The sequence below is a fragment of the Vibrio astriarenae genome, from assembly GCF_010587385.1.
Lineage (GTDB): Bacteria > Pseudomonadota > Gammaproteobacteria > Enterobacterales > Vibrionaceae > Vibrio > Vibrio astriarenae.
The window spans coordinates 444,335-461,461 of record NZ_CP047475.1 but is presented as its reverse complement, the minus strand read 5'-3'; the positions used below and the strand labels follow the sequence as shown (position 1 = coordinate 461,461).

The 17,127-nt window shown below is 46.2% G+C and carries 14 protein-coding genes; 9 read left to right on the top strand and 5 right to left on the bottom strand.

Annotated features, from left to right (window positions below):
- Positions 1-40: 40 nt before the first annotated feature.
- Positions 41-1,003, bottom strand: a complete 963-nt coding sequence (locus GT360_RS02355) for a D-2-hydroxyacid dehydrogenase (RefSeq protein WP_164647333.1) — start codon at positions 1,001-1,003, stop codon at positions 41-43.
- 34 nt (positions 1,004-1,037) lie between these two features.
- Positions 1,038-1,775 (bottom strand): bifunctional tRNA pseudouridine(32) synthase/23S rRNA pseudouridine(746) synthase RluA, encoded by a 738-nt coding sequence (rluA, locus tag GT360_RS02350; RefSeq protein WP_164647332.1) that lies wholly within the window; start codon positions 1,773-1,775, stop codon positions 1,038-1,040.
- A 169-nt stretch (positions 1,776-1,944) separates the two neighbouring features.
- Between rluA and GT360_RS02345 the strand changes: the two genes are divergently transcribed.
- Complete coding sequence (locus GT360_RS02345) at positions 1,945-3,216, top strand: NRAMP family divalent metal transporter (protein WP_164647331.1); 1,272 nt, start codon at positions 1,945-1,947, stop codon at positions 3,214-3,216.
- Positions 3,217-3,305: 89 nt separating this feature from the next.
- Here GT360_RS02345 and rapA read toward each other — a convergent pair whose 3' ends face one another.
- The gene (gene rapA, locus GT360_RS02340; RefSeq protein WP_164647330.1) at positions 3,306-6,215 is read right to left on the bottom strand and encodes an RNA polymerase-associated protein RapA; all 2,910 of its coding nucleotides are present in this window, start codon (positions 6,213-6,215) and stop codon (positions 3,306-3,308) included.
- A 396-nt stretch (positions 6,216-6,611) separates the two neighbouring features.
- Between rapA and GT360_RS02335 the strand changes: the two genes are divergently transcribed.
- A complete protein-coding gene (locus GT360_RS02335; RefSeq protein WP_164647329.1) occupies positions 6,612-7,988 on the top strand; it encodes a PhoH family protein in 1,377 nt (458 codons plus the stop codon).
- A 131-nt stretch (positions 7,989-8,119) separates the two neighbouring features.
- On the top strand, positions 8,120-9,124 hold the full coding sequence (locus GT360_RS02330; RefSeq protein WP_164647328.1) for an ornithine carbamoyltransferase: 1,005 nt from the start codon (positions 8,120-8,122) through the stop codon (positions 9,122-9,124).
- 49 nt (positions 9,125-9,173) lie between these two features.
- Here the strand turns inward: GT360_RS02330 and GT360_RS02325 are convergent, their stop codons facing one another.
- The gene (locus tag GT360_RS02325; RefSeq protein ID WP_164647327.1) at positions 9,174-10,055 is read right to left on the bottom strand and encodes a LysR family transcriptional regulator; all 882 of its coding nucleotides are present in this window, start codon (positions 10,053-10,055) and stop codon (positions 9,174-9,176) included.
- A 99-nt stretch (positions 10,056-10,154) separates the two neighbouring features.
- On the opposite strand from GT360_RS02325, the gene GT360_RS02320 reads away from it, so the two are divergent.
- The 5 genes from GT360_RS02320 to GT360_RS02300 all read left to right on the top strand — a co-directional run bounded on the left by GT360_RS02320 (position 10,155) and on the right by GT360_RS02300 (position 13,663).
- A complete protein-coding gene (locus tag GT360_RS02320) occupies positions 10,155-11,114 on the top strand; it encodes an aldo/keto reductase (RefSeq protein WP_164647326.1) in 960 nt (319 codons plus the stop codon).
- Between the two features lie 28 nt (positions 11,115-11,142).
- The gene (locus tag GT360_RS02315) at positions 11,143-11,538 is read left to right on the top strand and encodes a GlcG/HbpS family heme-binding protein (protein ID WP_164647325.1); all 396 of its coding nucleotides are present in this window, start codon (positions 11,143-11,145) and stop codon (positions 11,536-11,538) included.
- A 212-nt stretch (positions 11,539-11,750) separates the two neighbouring features.
- Positions 11,751-12,680, top strand: coding sequence for an aspartate carbamoyltransferase (pyrB, locus tag GT360_RS02310; protein WP_164647324.1), 930 nt, complete (start codon positions 11,751-11,753; stop codon positions 12,678-12,680).
- Between the two features lie 12 nt (positions 12,681-12,692).
- The gene (gene pyrI, locus GT360_RS02305) at positions 12,693-13,154 is read left to right on the top strand and encodes an aspartate carbamoyltransferase regulatory subunit (protein WP_164647323.1); all 462 of its coding nucleotides are present in this window, start codon (positions 12,693-12,695) and stop codon (positions 13,152-13,154) included.
- A 119-nt stretch (positions 13,155-13,273) separates the two neighbouring features.
- The gene (locus tag GT360_RS02300; protein ID WP_164647322.1) at positions 13,274-13,663 is read left to right on the top strand and encodes a RidA family protein; all 390 of its coding nucleotides are present in this window, start codon (positions 13,274-13,276) and stop codon (positions 13,661-13,663) included.
- 74 nt (positions 13,664-13,737) lie between these two features.
- Here GT360_RS02300 and djlA read toward each other — a convergent pair whose 3' ends face one another.
- Positions 13,738-14,601 carry a co-chaperone DjlA gene (gene djlA / locus GT360_RS02295; protein ID WP_164647321.1) on the bottom strand — a complete coding sequence of 288 codons (864 nt, stop codon included), beginning with the start codon at positions 14,599-14,601 and terminating at the stop codon, positions 13,738-13,740.
- A gap of 145 nt (positions 14,602-14,746) precedes the next feature.
- On the opposite strand from djlA, the gene lptD reads away from it, so the two are divergent.
- A complete protein-coding gene (gene lptD / locus GT360_RS02290; RefSeq protein WP_164647320.1) occupies positions 14,747-17,116 on the top strand; it encodes an LPS assembly protein LptD in 2,370 nt (789 codons plus the stop codon).
- Positions 17,117-17,127 lie beyond the last annotated feature (11 nt).

Sequence of the window (17,127 nt, the reverse complement as noted above, 5' to 3'; positions counted from 1 at the left end):
CAAGGGAGGCGTTGCCTCCCTTTTCTCACACTATGGTCGCTTACACCACTCGGTTCTTCTCTTTTCCGCTAATAAAAGCATCGATATTGTCTATCAATATCTCCACTAGACTCTGAATCGCACTATCGCTTCCCCAGGCAACATGAGGTGTTAGTAATAGATTCGGCAAATGGGCGTTATCGATGAGGGGGTTAGTAATATCCGCAGGCTCTTGGGTGAAAACATCAACCCCTGCTGCCGCAATTTTATTTTCGATCAACGCGTTAACTAGTGCAGCTTCGTCTACTAGTCCACCTCGCCCAGTATTAATCAATATTGCACTCGACTTCATTAGAAACAGCTCTTTTTTACCTATTAGGTGATGTGTCGCTTCAGATAACGGGCAATGAAGTGTAACAACATCAGCAAGCGATAAGGCACACTCAAAAGGTAAATAGCCATCACGACATTGCGCAGCACCTTTTCTCTCAGCAAAAACTACGTTCATTCCTATTGATTTAGCTAGGCTTGCTGTAGCCTGGCCCAACGCACCGCTACCGACAATCACCATTGTAGAACCAGCAACATCGCCAATCGTGTGAGTAAAAAAACAGAACTGTTTATGACGCTGCCATTCACCTTTGATAATGTCATTGTGATAACCCACAAGGCTTCTGCGTAAGGCGAACACCATTGTCATCACATGCTCTGGTACCGAACGCTGCGCATAACCTCTTACATTGGCCACCCCGATGTGATTTTTCTGACAATATTCAATGTCTACATTGTTGTAACCCGTTGCTGCCACTGCAATCAACTTCAAGTTAGGGCAGTGTTTTAGCTGCTCTGAACCCAAGATGACTTTATTAGAAATAACGACTTGCGCATCTTGAATGCGCTCAATCACTTCTTCTGGCTGAGTATATTCATACTCAACCCAGTGATGAGGGTGCTTAACTTCAGGAAGGTTGATATACGAAGGTATGGTTGCTCTATCGAGAAACACCACTTTTGGCAGTGACATAAGGACTCCTATTCACTGCCGATAGAGAGAAGAGTTACGATTTTGGCAGTGTCTTATAATCTGGCAATTCTGTCACAGGCGAGAAAAAGGTAAAGATCATTGGCTCAGCTTGCGGATAAAAGTCACAAGGAACAAAGACACTCTCTAATTGGCTCGTTTGTGGGTGATAAAAACTGAGCTCTGCCGCATGAAGTTCTAATCGGGAAGAAAACGTCAGCGCTTCTCCTTCAGAATAAAACTCATCTCCCACGATTGGATGACCTAAGGCTTGCATGTGAACACGCAACTGATGCGAGCGCCCAGTAATCGGCAACAGTCTTACCACTGATGTTTTCTCTTCTCGTGTCACCACTTGGTAAAGCGTCTGGGAAGGTTTGCCATTATTAAAGCACACCATCTGCCTTGGTCTGTTTGGCCAATCACAAATCAAAGGCAGGTCAACTTCACCAGCCTCTTTCTCTGGATGCCCCCACACTCGAGCGTAGTAGACCTTATGCGTTAAGCGATATTGAAATTGCTTTTTTAAAGCGCTTTCCGAGCGTTTATCTTTGGCAAATAACATCAAGCCTGAAGTCGACATATCTAAGCGATGAATCACCTGAATACCCGGATATTCAGCATCAAGTCGACTCCACATACTGTCGTAATGTTCTGCCAAGCGACCAGGCACCGACAGCAAGCCCGAAGGCTTGTTTGCAACAAGAATATGCTCATCCTCATACATGATATCGATCCACGGCTCACGTGGTGGATGGTATTCAAGCATTGCCATGATTAGGACCTAAAGCTGTTAAATGGACGCGGATTATAGCAACCGTTGGTTTTATGACAAACTCACCACCACCTAAACCGTAAACGCAACTGTAATTAAAAGTTGACAGTCAGATCTTGCATGATATTAATATCAATTATTGACAATAACAAAAAGGAATAAGAGCGATATGGAGAGTGTCAGCAAAACAACGTCATCACCGAAGAATGGACTGCTTGGCTTTATGCGTTCACTGGGGCCAGGAGTAATGATGGCAGCCGCGGCCGTCGGTGGTTCACACTTGGTTGCCTCAACCAAAGCGGGTGCTATCTATGGCTGGCAATTAGCCGGACTCATTCTGCTAGTGAACCTGTTTAAATATCCTTTTTTTAAAGCTGGCGTACAATTTACTGTTGGTACAGGAAAAAGCCTTGTAGAGGGCTATGCAAATCTAGGTCGCCCATATTTGTGGGTTTTTACTCTGCTCAGTGTCGTTTCTGGCATCATCAACACCGCAGCCTTGCTGCTCTTTAGTGCCAGCTTGCTTAACTATTTCATTCCTTTTGATCTACCACTTCCTGTTTTATGCAGTATCGTGCTCACTATTTGCTTGGCTATTTTGTTCGCTGGTCACTATAAGGCGCTCGATACCCTATCAAAGATCATTATGACCACCTTAACGATCGCAACCGTTGTCGCGGTAACCATTGCTGTTGGTAATCCGGTAGAGCCTGTTGCTCAATTTGAAGCGCCTTCACCATGGTCTATTGCTGCTATCGGTTTTTTAGTGGTTACCATGGGTTGGATGCCCGCCCCCATTGAGATCTCAAGCATTACCTCAATGTGGCTCAAGAGTCAGCAGCGTCATACGGAAGTAACGGCTAAGTCTGCTCTATTCGATTTCAATGTGGGCTACCTTGGTACTGCACTACTTGCGTTGGTTTTCGTCGCACTGGGCGCATTGGTGATTCACGGAAGTGGTGTAGAGCTATCAGCTTCAGGGGTCGGGTTTACTCATCAGCTTGTAGGACTTTATGCGTCTACGATTGGCGAGTGGTCACGCATGCTCATCGCTGTGATTGCGTTTTTCTGCATCTTCGGCAGCACAATTACGGTCATTGATGGCTACTCTCGAGTTATCTCAGAATCACAACGCTTATTGCTAAAGCAACCACAAGCGAATCCTAAAGTTACTCAAACGTGGATGGTTATTGTTTCAGCGTGTGCGCTATCGATCATTCTATTTTTGATGTCTGCTCTGATGCCAATGTTGGATTTCGCTATGGTGATGGCATTCATGACCACGCCAGTCTTTGCCCTACTAAACTACCTCTTGGTCTCTCGCACGGAACTGCCAAAAGAGCTAGCAATGACTCAAGGTCTCAAGCGTCTATCTCAAGTAGGATTGATTTACTTGTTTGGCTTCCTTGCGCTGTTTATTTGGTGGAAATGGTTAATGTAACGTTTAACAAAACCTAGCATCCGTAATAAACAAAAAGGGCTTCGTACCTGTTGGTATGAAGCCCTTTTGTCTAGCGTAATCTCAAACCGTTAGTTATGAGATACCACAATCAAGCGCAGCGAGTCTAATTGATATTGTGCTTTCTCAATGTAGCTATCTAGCTGATTAATCTGCTCTTCAATCGCAACAATTTCTTCATCACGAATATTCGGATTCACCGCTTTTAGCGCTTGAAGTCGTTCAAGCTCTGCATTCAAGCTCGCATGCATATCTTGTTTCGCTTGCTGACGAATACGCTCTACTGGTTCTGTCACTGCCTTATCGCCCGCTTCAATCATCGTGTGGATCTGAGCTTGCACTGAATTGACCAGCTTGCTTGCCAGGTGACGGTTCACTGGACTTAACTGACGATTAAAACTGTCAAACTCAACCTGTGCCGAAAGATCATTTCCACGCTGATCCATCATCAAACGAATCGGTGTTTTCGGTAAGAAGCGGCTAATACCAGAACGTTTTGGCGCTTGAGCATCCACACAGTAAACCAGCTCTACCAAAATGGTGCCAACAGGCAATGCCTTATTCTTCAGGAGAGAAACGGCCGACGTACCTACGCCTTCACTCATGATCAAATCGATGCCACCTTGGATCATCGGATGTTCCCAGCTGATGAAGTTCATATCTTCTCGAGATAGTGCAGTATCGCGATCGAAGGTGATTGTTGCACCTTCATAAGGAAGTCCTGGGTAGCTTGGCACCAGCATGTGCTCTGATGGTGTCACCACTAGAGCATTCTCGCCTTTGTCGTCTTGGTTTAGGCCAATAGTGTCGAAGAGGCTTAGCGCAAATGTCACCAAGTTGGTGTCGCCATCGGTTGCCGAGATTTGGTCGACAATCTTCTGTGCTTTTTCGCCTCCATTTGAGTGCATCTCAAGTAGGCGATCTCGACCTTGCTCAAGCTGTGCTTTTAGCTCTTGATTCATTTTATGTGACTGTTCAATCACATCATCAAGCTCAGTGATATCACCCGATGCCAGCATCTTTATCAGTGCACCTGAGTGTTGTTCATAAACGGTGCGGCCAGTAGGGCAAGTTTCCGCAAACGCATTCAACCCCTCGTTAAACCAGCGAGCCAAAATACCCTGTGATGTTCCCTCTAGGTATGGGACGTGAACGTCAATATCATTTTGCTGACCAATTCGGTCTAGGCGGCCAATGCGCTGTTCAAGCAGGTCTGGGTTAAACGGCAAATCAAACATCACGAGCTGATTTGCGAACTGGAAGTTGCGACCTTCCGAGCCAATTTCACTACAGATAAGAACCTGTGCACCGCCCTCTTCTTGCGCAAAGTAAGCTGCAGCTTTATCACGTTCAAGAATCGACATTCCTTCGTGGAATACCGTCGCACGAATACCTTCACGCTCGCGCAGTGCCTGTTCAAGTTGTAGGGCCGTTGCTGCTCGCGACGCAATCACCAAGATCTTGTCACTGCGTTTGTCTTTAACTTTCTCAATCAGCCAATCAACACGCGGATCAAACTGCCACCAGCTTGATTCGTCACCTTCAAACTCTTGGAAAATTTCTTCTGGGTATAGGTTTTTGAGTGCGCGTGCCTCGTCACTCATTTTGCCACCCAGCATGCCCGCGACACGCATTGACGTGTTGTATTGCGATGGAATCGCCATAGGCATCAGGTTAACCATACGCTTAGGGAAACCTTTAATCGCAGCACGTGTGTTTCTAAATAGAACGCGACCTGTACCATGACGATCCATAAGATTATCGATCAGCTCCTGGCGAGCATTAGCACATGACTCTTCATCAGCGTCATTTTCGATAATACGGAACAGTGGCTCGACGTCTTGCTCAGAAAGTAGCTCGGTAATCTGGTTCTTTGCATCGTTCGAGAGCTGCTCACCAGTAAAGAGAGAGGCGACAGCATCAGCCACAGGAGCATATTGCTCTTCCTCTTGCACGAAGGCTTGATAATCAAAAAAGCGGTCGGCATCCAAAAGACGAAGACGGGCAAAGTGGCTTTCTCGTCCAAGCTGCTCCGGTGTTGCTGTCAGAAGCAATACGCCTGGCGTTCGCTCAGCTAAACCTTCAATGACTTGATATTCTCTGCTTGGCTTTTCTTCACTCCACTCTAGGTGGTGCGCCTCATCGACAACGAGTAGATCCCAATCCCCTTCCAATGCCTGTTCGAAACGTTTACGACTTTTACGTAGGAAATCAAGAGAACACAGAACCAGTTGCTGAGTATCAAACGGGTTATCCGCCTCGGCAAAGGCTTCAATACAACGCTCTTCGTCAAAAACAGAGAAATGAAGATTGAAACGACGAAGCATCTCTACTAGCCACTGATGTTGCAGAGTTTCCGGTACCACAATCAAAATACGCTCTGCACGACCGGCTAACACCTGCTGGTGAATGATCATACCGGCCTCGATGGTTTTACCAAGGCCTACCTCATCTGCCAGCAACACGCGTGGCGCATGACGGCGACCAACCTCATGGGCAATGTAGAGCTGGTGAGGAATAAGACCTGCACGCATGCCACAAAGGCCACGCATTGGACTTTTATGTTGTTGATATTGATTCTGTAGTGCGCGGTACCGCAGAACAAAGTTATCCATACGGTCTACTTGACCTGCATATAACTTGTCTTGTGGTTTGTTGAATCGAATCTGGTTACTCAGCAAGATCTCACGAAGTACGACACCTGACTCTTGCGTATCTTCTCGTGTACCGACGTAACTCACGAGTCCATCTTCTTCAATCACTTCATCAACTGTCAGTGTCCAACCTTGTTGTGACTCCACGGTATCACCCACATTGAAAATCACTCGTGTCACTGGCGCATCGTTACGTGCGTATACGCGATTATCTTCTGATGCAGCAAACATCACTGTGACTGTGCGCGCATCAACTGCTACTACTGTCCCTAACCCTAAATCGCTTTCCGTATCGCTAATCCAACGCTGCCCAATAGCAAATGTCATGAATACACTACCTCGTATGAAGAATGATGAATGTGGAGCTTGGTGTTGTCTCTCGCCTTAAACGAATGCAACTCACCCTACTAAATATAGGCGAGTTATGGCGGAGAAAAAGGGGGCTAATGTTACTGCAAGCTGTGATAGAGGTCACGTGATCCGAGTGGTTTTTTTTGTGAAAACTAGCTTGTAATCAAAGTGTAAAAACAGCAACGGTATGGTAAAGGAATCTCCCACTATAATAAGAATTGTGGGAAGCTCATTTTTGAGAAGATGAGCAATGAGTAAATCGGCGAAACTGTGGCCGAGCGTTACTAGCCATACATCGCCGCTTTACTGTGATAAGTCAGTGACTTTGTTACTGCTGACCAAACAGCGCTGCCATTTGGCAAGGAGATGCTTATGGGCGATACCGATCGCAAACTGTTTATTCTCGACACCAATATTCTACTTCACGAACCTCACGCTATTTTTTCTTTCCAAGAACACGACGTTGTCATTCCAATGACTGTCCTCGAAGAGCTCGACCGCATTAAAGACAGTAAAAGAGACGTTGCACGCGATGCTCGCGTTGCCATCCGAGCTTTAGAGGATCTATTCCGAGATGCAACACCAGACCAAATCTCCGAAGGTATTCCTATTATTCGCCAGCAAGAGCAATCTGGCACCATTGCGATACTTGCCGACTATCAACTTCAAGAAACCATTAAAGCGTTCGCGGATAAGGCGGGGGATAACCGCATCCTCAATGCAACGTTATATCTGCAAAACAAACGTGCTCCAAGAGAGGTGGTTCTTGTCACCAAAGATATCAATATGCGCCTACGTGCTAAAGGCGCGGGCGTTCGGTTTGTCGAAGACTATCGTACCGACCAACTCATTGATGATGTTCAGTACCTAACCAAAGGTTTTCAGCAGTGTGAGGGTGATTTTTGGCAACGTATCGACCAAGTTGAGAGTCGCACGCTAGGTGGGCGCACTTTACATACTCTATCGAGAGCCCCCTTTGAGCCGACCTTTATCAATCAGTATGTGATTGATGAAACCAGTGATTTTGCCGGGCGTGTCGAAGATATTTCGCCAGAAACGGTTACTATAAAAGACCTTAGCCGTGAGCGAATGATGTCTCGTCGAGCTTGGGACATTACACCCAAGAATATCTATCAGGGAATGGCGATGGATGCCCTACTCGACCCCGATATTGATTTGGTCATTCTTACCGGGGCTGCGGGCAGCGGTAAAACGCTATTAGCGATGGCCAGTGCGTTAGAGCAAAGTATTGAGCGCTGTATGTTCGATAAAATTATTGTCACGCGAAATACACCAGATATCGGTGAATCCATTGGTTTCTTACCGGGTACAGAAGAAGAGAAAATGATGCCTTGGCTAGCGGCCATCACCGACACTCTTGAAGCTCTGCATAAAAATGATCACTGCACTGAGGGCTCTTTAAAATATATCTGTGACAAAGCCAACATCCAGTTCAAGTCCATTAACTTTATGCGAGGTCGCTCAATTCAAAATGCGTTTGTGCTGCTCGATGAGTGCCAAAATCTCACAGCTTCACAGATAAAAACCATCATTACCCGCTGTGGTGAGGGCACTAAAATTGTCTGCTCGGGGAACTTGGCACAAATTGATTCACCCTATTTAACCCCCGTGACTTCGGGGCTGACCTATATGGTGGAACGATTCAAAAACTTTGAAGGTAGTGCCAACATTCACCTTAACGGCGTAGTGCGTTCTCGATTAGCAGAGTTTGCCGAAGAAAACCTATAACACTGAATAGTATAATTATGTTCTTTCAGTGGCATTCCATTCGGAATGCCACTTTTTATTAAAATAATTATTCACAAATAGTGCATTTGTATGTTTAACTAGCACTACCCCACTTTTCAAGGAATAAGAGTATGGCCTTTAATCTACGCAACCGTCACTTTGTCAAACTTCTCGACTTCACGCCGAAAGAGATTGAGTTTTTGCTCGATCTCTCACAAGACCTCAAGAAGGCAAAGTATGCTGGCTGTGAGCAAAAGACCTTAATTGGCAAAAACATCGCCCTTATCTTCGAAAAGTCGTCGACTCGTACCCGATGCGCCTTTGAGGTGGCTGCCTTTGATCAAGGGGCACAAGTTTCTTACATCGGCCCTTCTGGTTCCCAAATCGGTCATAAAGAATCAATGAAAGACACTGCGCGCGTACTGGGACGCATGTATGACGGCATCGAGTACCGTGGTTTTGGGCAAGCGATCGTTGAAGAGCTCGCTGCGAATGCGGGAGTGCCTGTTTGGAACGGTTTGACCGACGAGTTTCATCCGACCCAGATTCTCGCTGATTTCTTGACAATGCAAGAACATGCAAGAGATAAGCAGCTAGAGCAGATAACGTTTGCTTACCTCGGGGATGCGCGCAACAACATGGGTAACTCACTGATGGTTGGTGCAGCTAAGATGGGAATGGATATCCGTTTGGTTGCCCCGAAGGCGTTCTGGCCAGAGCAAAATCTTGTCGACACCTGTTTGACAATAGCAGAACAAACGGGCGCCAAAATCACTCTAACAGAAGATGTGAAAGCTGGCGTTAAAGGCTGTGATTTCCTGTATACCGATGTCTGGGTCTCTATGGGTGAGTCAGAGCAAGCGTGGGATGAGCGTGTTGCCTTGATGAAACCTTACCAAGTGAATCAAGCTGTGCTGGAAGCGACGGGTAACCCAAAAGTGAAGTTTATGCATTGCCTTCCTGCTTTCCACAATGATGAGACAACCGTAGGCAAAGAGGTGGCAGACAAATACGGTATGAATGGGCTTGAGGTAACAGAAGAGGTGTTTGAATCGGAGACATCGATTGTTTTTGACCAAGCAGAAAATCGCATGCATACCATTAAAGCTGTGATGGTGGCCACGTTAGGACACTGATAATCCGAGAAGTATTGATGGGTAGAGATGACTCTACCCATTTCAATCTCTAACGACTCAGCTCAAGCTGTGATAACCGCTCAACAGCAAACTCAATAAAGCGAGTGATTCTCTCAGAGCGCTGCACAATCTGCGGATAGACAAGGTGAAACTCTCCCCCTGTCGCTATCTTGTCATCAAACAATCGTTCCAGTTTTCCAGCTTTTACTTCCTGATAAACAAAATACTCTGGCACTCTGATCAACCCTTCACCCGCGAGGGCCAATATCTTGAGTTGGTGATTGTCACTGATGGTCATCCAACCACCGCACTCTACCTTTTCCTGATGAAACTCCCAATGCTCATAGCCTCGCCCCATTAGACATTGATGAGCTTTTAGATCATTGGGAGCTTTTGGATACCCATGATCTGAAAAGTACCTATGACTCCCCACCACACAGTGAGAATAACTAAATAGCTTACGAGCGACTAAATGCTCTGGAGGTCGCTGTGTGGCGCGAAAAGCGAGATCAAAATTATCTTTGATCAAATCATGACTGGTGTAACTGGAGTCGATCTCAAAACTGACTTGTGGATAGGATTGGCGAAACTGACGGCAAAGATCAATCAAAATGCCTTCAACAAACTGCATGGGTGCCGTGATGCGAATCACTCCCGCCAAAGTGTCATTCTCATACTCTGCGTTGCGCTCCATTTCCACCAAGGTCGACTCTATACTTTGCATACCTGCATAAATCCTCTCACCTTCTGGAGTCAATCGCACACTGCGTGTAGAGCGTATCAGCAATGGAAATCCTAACTCTTTTTCTAGCTGCTTTATCTGCAGAGAAAGGTGACCTTTCGATATGTCTAAGTCATCAGCGGCCTTGGTAAAGCTGAGTGCTTTTGCTACCGCATTAAACAACATCAGCTTCTCTAACCGTTTATGCATAATCGTTCCACTGTTTTTTATATCAAACAATAAGTTCTATTTTGTTTATTTTTCTTGCTTTTTCAATAGGAGAAAATGGCCTCCATAAGATTTAAGGAGATGGCTATGAAAAACCTACCAATCCACCAGCGCTTACCTAACGCTTCTCAACTTGTCTACGGCTGTATGGGGCTCGGTGGTGGCTGGAATGATGCGCCCGTATCAAAAGATGATGTTCGACAAGTGCATCAAGTGATTGATACTGCACTTGAGCAAGGTATAAACGTCTTTGATCATGCCGATATCTATACCTTTACCAAAGCAGAGCAAGCGTTTGGTCAAGCACTACAGCAACGTCCAGAGCTTCAGCGAAAGATCACTTTGCAATCAAAGTGTGCGATTCGCTTTGCAGATAACCAAGGCCCAAAACGCTATGACTTTTCTAGCGAGTGGATCGAGTATTCGGTGGATCACATTCTTTCTAGACTGAACATTGAGCAGCTAGACACGCTACTTTTACACCGTCCTGATCCACTGATGGTGCCAGAGGAAGTCGCTGCGACCATCGAGAAATTGCAAGCCTCCGGCAAGATTAAACATTTGGGTGTTTCGAACATGAACGTTCACCAAATGGTGCTGCTGCAATCAGCACTAAAAACGCCTTTGGTGTGCAACCAGCTTGAACTGAGCCTTTCGCAGCTGCAATGGCTTGAGGAGGGTGTAACACCCAATGCCTCCTCTTTCTTAGGCACGATCGAGTACTGCCGAGCGCACGGGATCCAACTCCAAGCGTGGGGTTGTTTAAGCCAAGGCTTATTTACGGGCCGCGATCTCAATGGTCAACCAGAGCACATTGTACGCACGGCAAACCTCGTGGCTGAGCTAGCACATCAATACCAAGTCTCACGTGAAGCAATCGTGTTAGCGTGGTTAATGCGCCACCCTGCCAACATTCAACCGGTCATTGGTACAACAAATCCCGAGCGTATTCGAGCCTGCGCAGAAGCAGGAAAATTAACTCTTAAACATGAAGAGTGGTATCGACTCTATGAGTCAGCTCGTGGTCACGAACTGCCATAAAACGGAAATCAATAGTAAAAGGGAGACGATGATGAAACTCACCACAGCCCAGGCTCTACTCTCAAAAGTCCAACTTGAAGCGATTGGCAACCAGCAAACTGTCGCGGCGGCGATCGTTGACGCTCATGGTGACTTGGTTGCTTTCATGAAAATGGATGGCTGCAGTCCTCAAGCTGCTCTTTTGGCACAAAATAAAGCTTACTCCTCTGCGCGAGATCGACAGCCTTCAGGCAACCTTGGTCAGTGGGCACGTGAAGCAGGCAGAGACCTCAGCTATTGGACTGACCCTCGTATTACGGGTTTTAAGGGAGGAATGCCGATCGAAATCAACCAGCAAGTCATTGGTGCTATCGGTATTAGTGGATTGAGCGAAGATGAGGATGAACAGCTGGCAGTGCTCGCTTTAGAGTCAATTGTTGATTAAGTCGCCATTTAGCCATAACAAAACTGGTCAAAACCTCTGATTTAGCGCTATAATCTGCGCCAGTTTCGAGGAGGTCTTTCATGCAACGCAAACGTTTACTTAATGTTCACAGTTCAGCAATGAAAGCGCGTTATTTTCGATCCTCACTATTCATATTCTAAGCCTCCCATTTTGGGGGGCTTTTTTATGGCTTTTAACCAGGGAATATCACCATGACTAACTCTCTATACAAAAAGCACATTATCTCGATTCCAGAGCTTTCACGCCAAGAACTCGAGCTAATTGTTGACACGGCAGGCGAGCTTAAAGCAAACCCTCGCCCAGAGCTTATTAAGAACAAAGTGGTTGCGAGCTGCTTCTTTGAGCCTTCAACGCGAACGCGCTTATCGTTTGAAACGGCTATTCAGCGTATCGGTGGTGATGTTATTGGTTTTGACAGCGGCGGCAACACTTCGCTCGCTAAAAAAGGGGAAACACTGGCAGATTCTGTTCAGGTTATTTCTTCATACGTAGACGCCTTCGTTATGCGCCACCCTCAAGAAGGCGCAGCACGTCTAGCCTCTGAATTCTCAAACGGTGTTCCAGTGATTAATGGCGGTGACGGTGCAAACCAGCACCCGACTCAAACCCTGCTAGACCTTTTCAGTATCGCTGAAACACAAGGTCGTCTAGACAACCTCAATGTTGCTTTCGTTGGTGACTTGAAATATGGCCGTACCGTTCACTCATTGACTCAGGCATTGGCTAAGTTCAACAACGTTCGTTTCTACTTCATCGCACCCGATGCATTAGCGATGCCTGATTACATCTGTGAAGAGCTCGATGAAGCGGGCATTCAATACAGCCTGCATAACGATATGGAAAGCGTTGTACCTGAGCTAGACGTGCTTTACATGACTCGAGTACAAAAAGAGCGCTTTGATGAGTCAGAGTATGCCCATATTAAGTCTGCCTATATCCTGACAGCCGATACGCTAAAAGAGGCCAAGAGCAACTTAAAGGTACTGCACCCACTGCCACGTGTGGATGAGATCACCGTGGATGTCGATAAGACACCTCACGCTTACTACTTCGAACAAGCAGAGAATGGCGTTTACGCACGCCAAGCTCTCCTTGCCCTTGTGCTAAACGAAACCCTGTAATGGAGCGAGATAATGGCTAAAGAAACCCAATTGCAAGTTGAAGCAATCAAAAACGGCACAGTTATCGATCACATTCCTGCACAGGTGGGCATCAAGGTCCTGCGCCTGTTCGACATGGATAAATCTAACCAACGTGTCACGATTGGACTGAACCTCCCCTCTTCCGCGCTGGGGGCAAAAGACCTGCTCAAAATTGAAAATGTCTACATCAATGAAGAGCAGGCGAACAAGCTGGCTCTCTACGCACCACATGCAACGGTCAATCAAATCGAAAATTACGAGGTGGTACGTAAACTGCCGCTGGTACTGCCGACACAAGTGAACAATGTATTTGAGTGTCCGAACACCAACTGTATTACCCACAACGAACCCGTTGAAAGCAGCTTTTCGGTCATCGAAAAAGCCGAAGATATTCGCTTGAAGTGTAAATACTGTGAAAAAGTGTTCTCACGAGAGATCGTGACAGAGAGATAGGTCACTTCTTTCCCATATCAGCATCAATACCTCGCTTTGCGGGGTATTTTTCTTTACGACAAACAAAATTGACGGCAAACTGATCGCTCATTTACCTATCTACAATTTGGAAGATTACAATGACTAAAGTACTTCACACAGATTCAGCTCCAGCAGCTATCGGCCCATACATCCAAGGTGTTGATCTTGGTAACATGGTTCTGACTTCCGGCCAAATCCCGGTAAACCCAGCAACGGGTGAAGTATCAGACGATATCGCAGAGCAAGCACGCCAATCTCTAGAGAACGTGAAAGCAGTCGTTGAATCTTCTGGTCTGACGGTTTCTGACATCGTTAAGATGACAGTATTTGTGAAAGACCTGAATGACTTTGGCACAGTAAACGAAGTCTACGGCAAGTTCTTCGACGAGCACAAAGTAGCAAACTACCCTGCGCGTTCATGTGTTGAGGTTGCTCGTCTACCAAAAGATGTTGGTATCGAGATTGAAGCGATTGCTGTTCGCAAGTAAGTCGTTTCTGCTTACCTCTAAACAACAAGGGCGAGTCACTGACTCGCCCTTGTTGTGTCTAGATAGCGCTATGTTTACTTAAAGCCCTTCTCTTTCTTAATCAGGTCGTAAGCATTTTGAATTTCTTGTGCCTTCTCTTTGGCCATATTCATCATCTCTGGCGGAAGGCCCTTAGCCATCAATTTGTCCGGGTGATGCTCGTTCATCAATTTACGGTGCGCACGCTTGACGGTTTTGGCATCCGCACTCTCTTCCACACCAAGCACTTTGTAAGCATCCGATAATTGGTCACGACTTGGAGCTTGCTGCCAACTGCCTTGGCCTTGCTGTGAGCCTTGATGATGTCCACCAAACCCGCCTTGTTGAAAACGAAACGCTGCTTCTTGCATTCTCAAGCGCTGTTCAAGTTGACCTGAAGAGAAACCGAGTCCCTGCGCGACGCGGTGGAGCACCTGACGCTCGCTGGGATGGATATCTCCATCGGCAAAAGCCGCGGATATTTGTAGCTCTAAAAAGAACTGTTTTAAGTCAAAGCGGTTGTGAGCGGCTAACTGCACACGCTCTAACACCTCTTCTAGTGGAAAGTCGCTCTCTTTGCCTTCACGGAATGCATCTTGTGCGGCTCGACGCTGATCACCATGAAGATTCATACGGTCCATCATCGTCGAGGCCAACTCGATCTCGGCCTTACTGACTTGTCCTTTCGCTTTCGCCACATGCCCCATTACAGAGAAAGCGGCACGAAAGAACTCCTCTTGCATTTTTTGGTCTTGTTTTGGCCCAGAAAAACCGCCAAAGCCGCCAGTTTGATATCCGCTATTAGCAAGACGACGCGCCTTGTCGAACTGGTGACCAATGAATAAACCTAGGATGAGGCCAAAAGGGCCTCCGAACAGCATGCCAAAAAAAGCACCTAACAATTTGCCAAAAATATGCATTGTGTGGTCTCAATCTCTGAATTTTATCGTATGAGTGTGGTCTGATAGTGCTGGATGATTGAAATTCCTTTATTATAAAGGATGTTTTCATTACATTCGGTCTCTATCACCGGAAAGATCAAGTTCAACAGGATAGTAAAACTCGATGTCACGTTTCCCTCTCACCTTACTGGCTACGTCTATTAGCGCGGCTCTGTATATTCCACAGGCCATTGCATCTGACGACTCTGGCTCTAGTGTGCAAGAACTTCCTACCAAAGATCAATGTTTAGTCAGCGATCTGGAGGTAGAAGACGCTAATCAACTGCCTATCAACGTTGAAGCGGACTCGCTTGAAGCAATTAATGGTGAGAAAGCGGTTTACCAAGGCAATGTCATTGTCACTCAAGGTAATCGTAAGATGACTGCTGATAGCGTCACTATGCACCAAGCTGACAATATTGTTGTCGCTGACGGTAATGTCACTTTTAGTGATGGTCAGTTTAAGTCGACCTCAGACAAGGCCACCAATAACCTCACGACCAACGAAATCTCCCTTGAGAACACCCAATACCAAATGCTGTGTGAACAAGGGCGTGGTGAAGCGGTTTACATTACTAAAGATGGCCGCGGCGTGTACGAGATGCGTGATGGCACGATCACATCTTGCCCCGAGGGCGATCACTCTTGGCGCATGAAGGCATCCAGTATCGAAGTGAACCAAGAAGAAGAAAAGGCGACATTATATGGTCCTCGCTTTGAGGTACTTGAGGTCCCTATATTCTACATGCCATACATGACTCTGCCACTGAGTGATGCTCGTAAAACGGGTTTTCTTTACCCCACTATTTCCTATGGTTCCAGTGATGGTTATGAGTTCGATATTCCCGTTTATTGGAATTTGGCACCGAACTATGACTTGACTACAACGTTCCGCTATATGGAAAAACGTGGCCTGCAACTTGATGGAGAGTTCCGTTATTTATCCAACTTTGGCTTAACCACGTTCGATGGTGAATACCTAGGAAATGATAAAAAATACGACGATGAAGATCGCTGGGGCTTCCAATTCAAGCACAATGGCATCATTAACAACAACTGGAAAGTGGCCGCTGATTTTTCAAAAGTTAGTGATGTGCAATATTTCCAAGAAGTCGACTCTCGAATAGGTAATCGTGAAGACGGTCAGTTGGTACAAGAAGGTTCCGTATCTTATCGCTCGGCGAACTGGGACACGACGTTATTAGTTCGTGACTTCCAAGTTCTAACGACGCAAGACAACCAACCTTATCGATTGTTGCCTCAACTAAAAGCTAACTACTATGCTCCAGAAATTTATCGTAATCTGGACTTTGACGTAATTAGTCACCTTTCTGTCTTCGATACCGATGCGACAGATATGCCAACAGCGACACGTGTACACATAGAACCAGGGATAACCCTACCGTTTGGTAACTCATGGGGCTCTTGGACAACAGAGGCCCGCTTACTCGCTACTCACTACGAGCAAAATTTAGATAACGTCAGTGCCGCGAGTGACCTTGAAGAGTCTGTAACTCGTGTCCTACCCGAATTTAGAACGCATGCCGGTATTGTTCTGGAGAGAGATACCTCTTTTTACACCGGTTACACGCAAACACTTGAGCCTCAGGTTCAGTATGTCTATGTGCCTTATGAAGATCAGAACAATATCGCTACCTACGACACCACCCTATTGCAAACAGACTACTATGGGCTATTTAGAAGCCGACAGTATAGTGGTGTAGACCGCATTGAGGCAGCCAATCAGCTCAGCTACGGTGCTTCGAGTCGTTTCTATGACGATGAGTACAAAGAAAGACTGGCTATTTCATTCGGTCAAATTATCTACATCGATAGAAAAAACAGTGTTAAAGATGATGAGAGTGGTACCTCAAACTACTCTGCCTGGGCAATTGAGGCTGACTTCAACTACGATGACTACATTTTCTACCACGGTGGGATCCAATACGACATTCAGACCAGTGCCGTACAACACGCAAATACAACCTTAGAATACCGACATGAGGCGGGTTACGTACAAGCGAACTATCGCTATGTCTCCAAGGAGTATATCGAAGATACATTGGGAGATAGCCTGAAAGATCTCTCTAATGATCCAACTAATCCGAATACATCGGGGATTGATAGCATTACTAAAGATGGTATTTCACAAGTGGGATTCCTTACGGGCTATCAGATCAACCGCAATTGGAACGCACAACTGCACTACTTCTATGATTTAACCATTCAAGAAGATCTGGAGTGGCTCGCTAACCTCAACTACACCTCTGACTGCTGGTATGTTGGCTTTACTTATAGTAACCAACTACGTAACTGGAGCGGAACTACCGGTGGTGAAAGCTTCTTCTACGACAGCGATCCGGTTTATGAAAACAACTTTAGCATCAATTTCGGTATCGTTGGGTTCGGTAACTCTGTACGCACCAGTGAATACGACATCTCTGGCTCGAAAAACTCTCTTGGCTACGGCCGACCATTTATCTTGAACGAATAATGTATCTGGTG

What these genes read in the sequence shown, in the direction of transcription:
- rluA (WP_164647332.1), bottom strand. Translation starts at nt 1,775, where the DNA reads ATGGCAATGCTTGAATACCATCCACCACGTGAGCCGTGGATCGATATC.
- GT360_RS02315 (WP_164647325.1), top strand. Translation starts at nt 11,143, where the DNA reads ATGATGAAACTCACCACAGCCCAGGCTCTACTCTCAAAAGTCCAACTT.
- GT360_RS02330 (WP_164647328.1), top strand. Translation starts at nt 8,120, where the DNA reads ATGGCCTTTAATCTACGCAACCGTCACTTTGTCAAACTTCTCGACTTC.
- GT360_RS02300 (WP_164647322.1), top strand. Translation starts at nt 13,274, where the DNA reads ATGACTAAAGTACTTCACACAGATTCAGCTCCAGCAGCTATCGGCCCA.
- rapA (WP_164647330.1), bottom strand. Translation starts at nt 6,215, where the DNA reads ATGACATTTGCTATTGGGCAGCGTTGGATTAGCGATACGGAAAGCGAT.
- lptD (WP_164647320.1), top strand. Translation starts at nt 14,747, where the DNA reads ATGTCACGTTTCCCTCTCACCTTACTGGCTACGTCTATTAGCGCGGCT.
- GT360_RS02355 (WP_164647333.1), bottom strand. Translation starts at nt 1,003, where the DNA reads ATGTCACTGCCAAAAGTGGTGTTTCTCGATAGAGCAACCATACCTTCG.
- pyrI (WP_164647323.1), top strand. Translation starts at nt 12,693, where the DNA reads ATGGCTAAAGAAACCCAATTGCAAGTTGAAGCAATCAAAAACGGCACA.
- GT360_RS02320 (WP_164647326.1), top strand. Translation starts at nt 10,155, where the DNA reads ATGGCTATGAAAAACCTACCAATCCACCAGCGCTTACCTAACGCTTCT.
- djlA (WP_164647321.1), bottom strand. Translation starts at nt 14,601, where the DNA reads ATGCATATTTTTGGCAAATTGTTAGGTGCTTTTTTTGGCATGCTGTTC.
- GT360_RS02345 (WP_164647331.1), top strand. Translation starts at nt 1,945, where the DNA reads ATGGAGAGTGTCAGCAAAACAACGTCATCACCGAAGAATGGACTGCTT.
- GT360_RS02325 (WP_164647327.1), bottom strand. Translation starts at nt 10,055, where the DNA reads ATGCATAAACGGTTAGAGAAGCTGATGTTGTTTAATGCGGTAGCAAAA.
- pyrB (WP_164647324.1), top strand. Translation starts at nt 11,751, where the DNA reads ATGACTAACTCTCTATACAAAAAGCACATTATCTCGATTCCAGAGCTT.
- GT360_RS02335 (WP_164647329.1), top strand. Translation starts at nt 6,612, where the DNA reads ATGGGCGATACCGATCGCAAACTGTTTATTCTCGACACCAATATTCTA.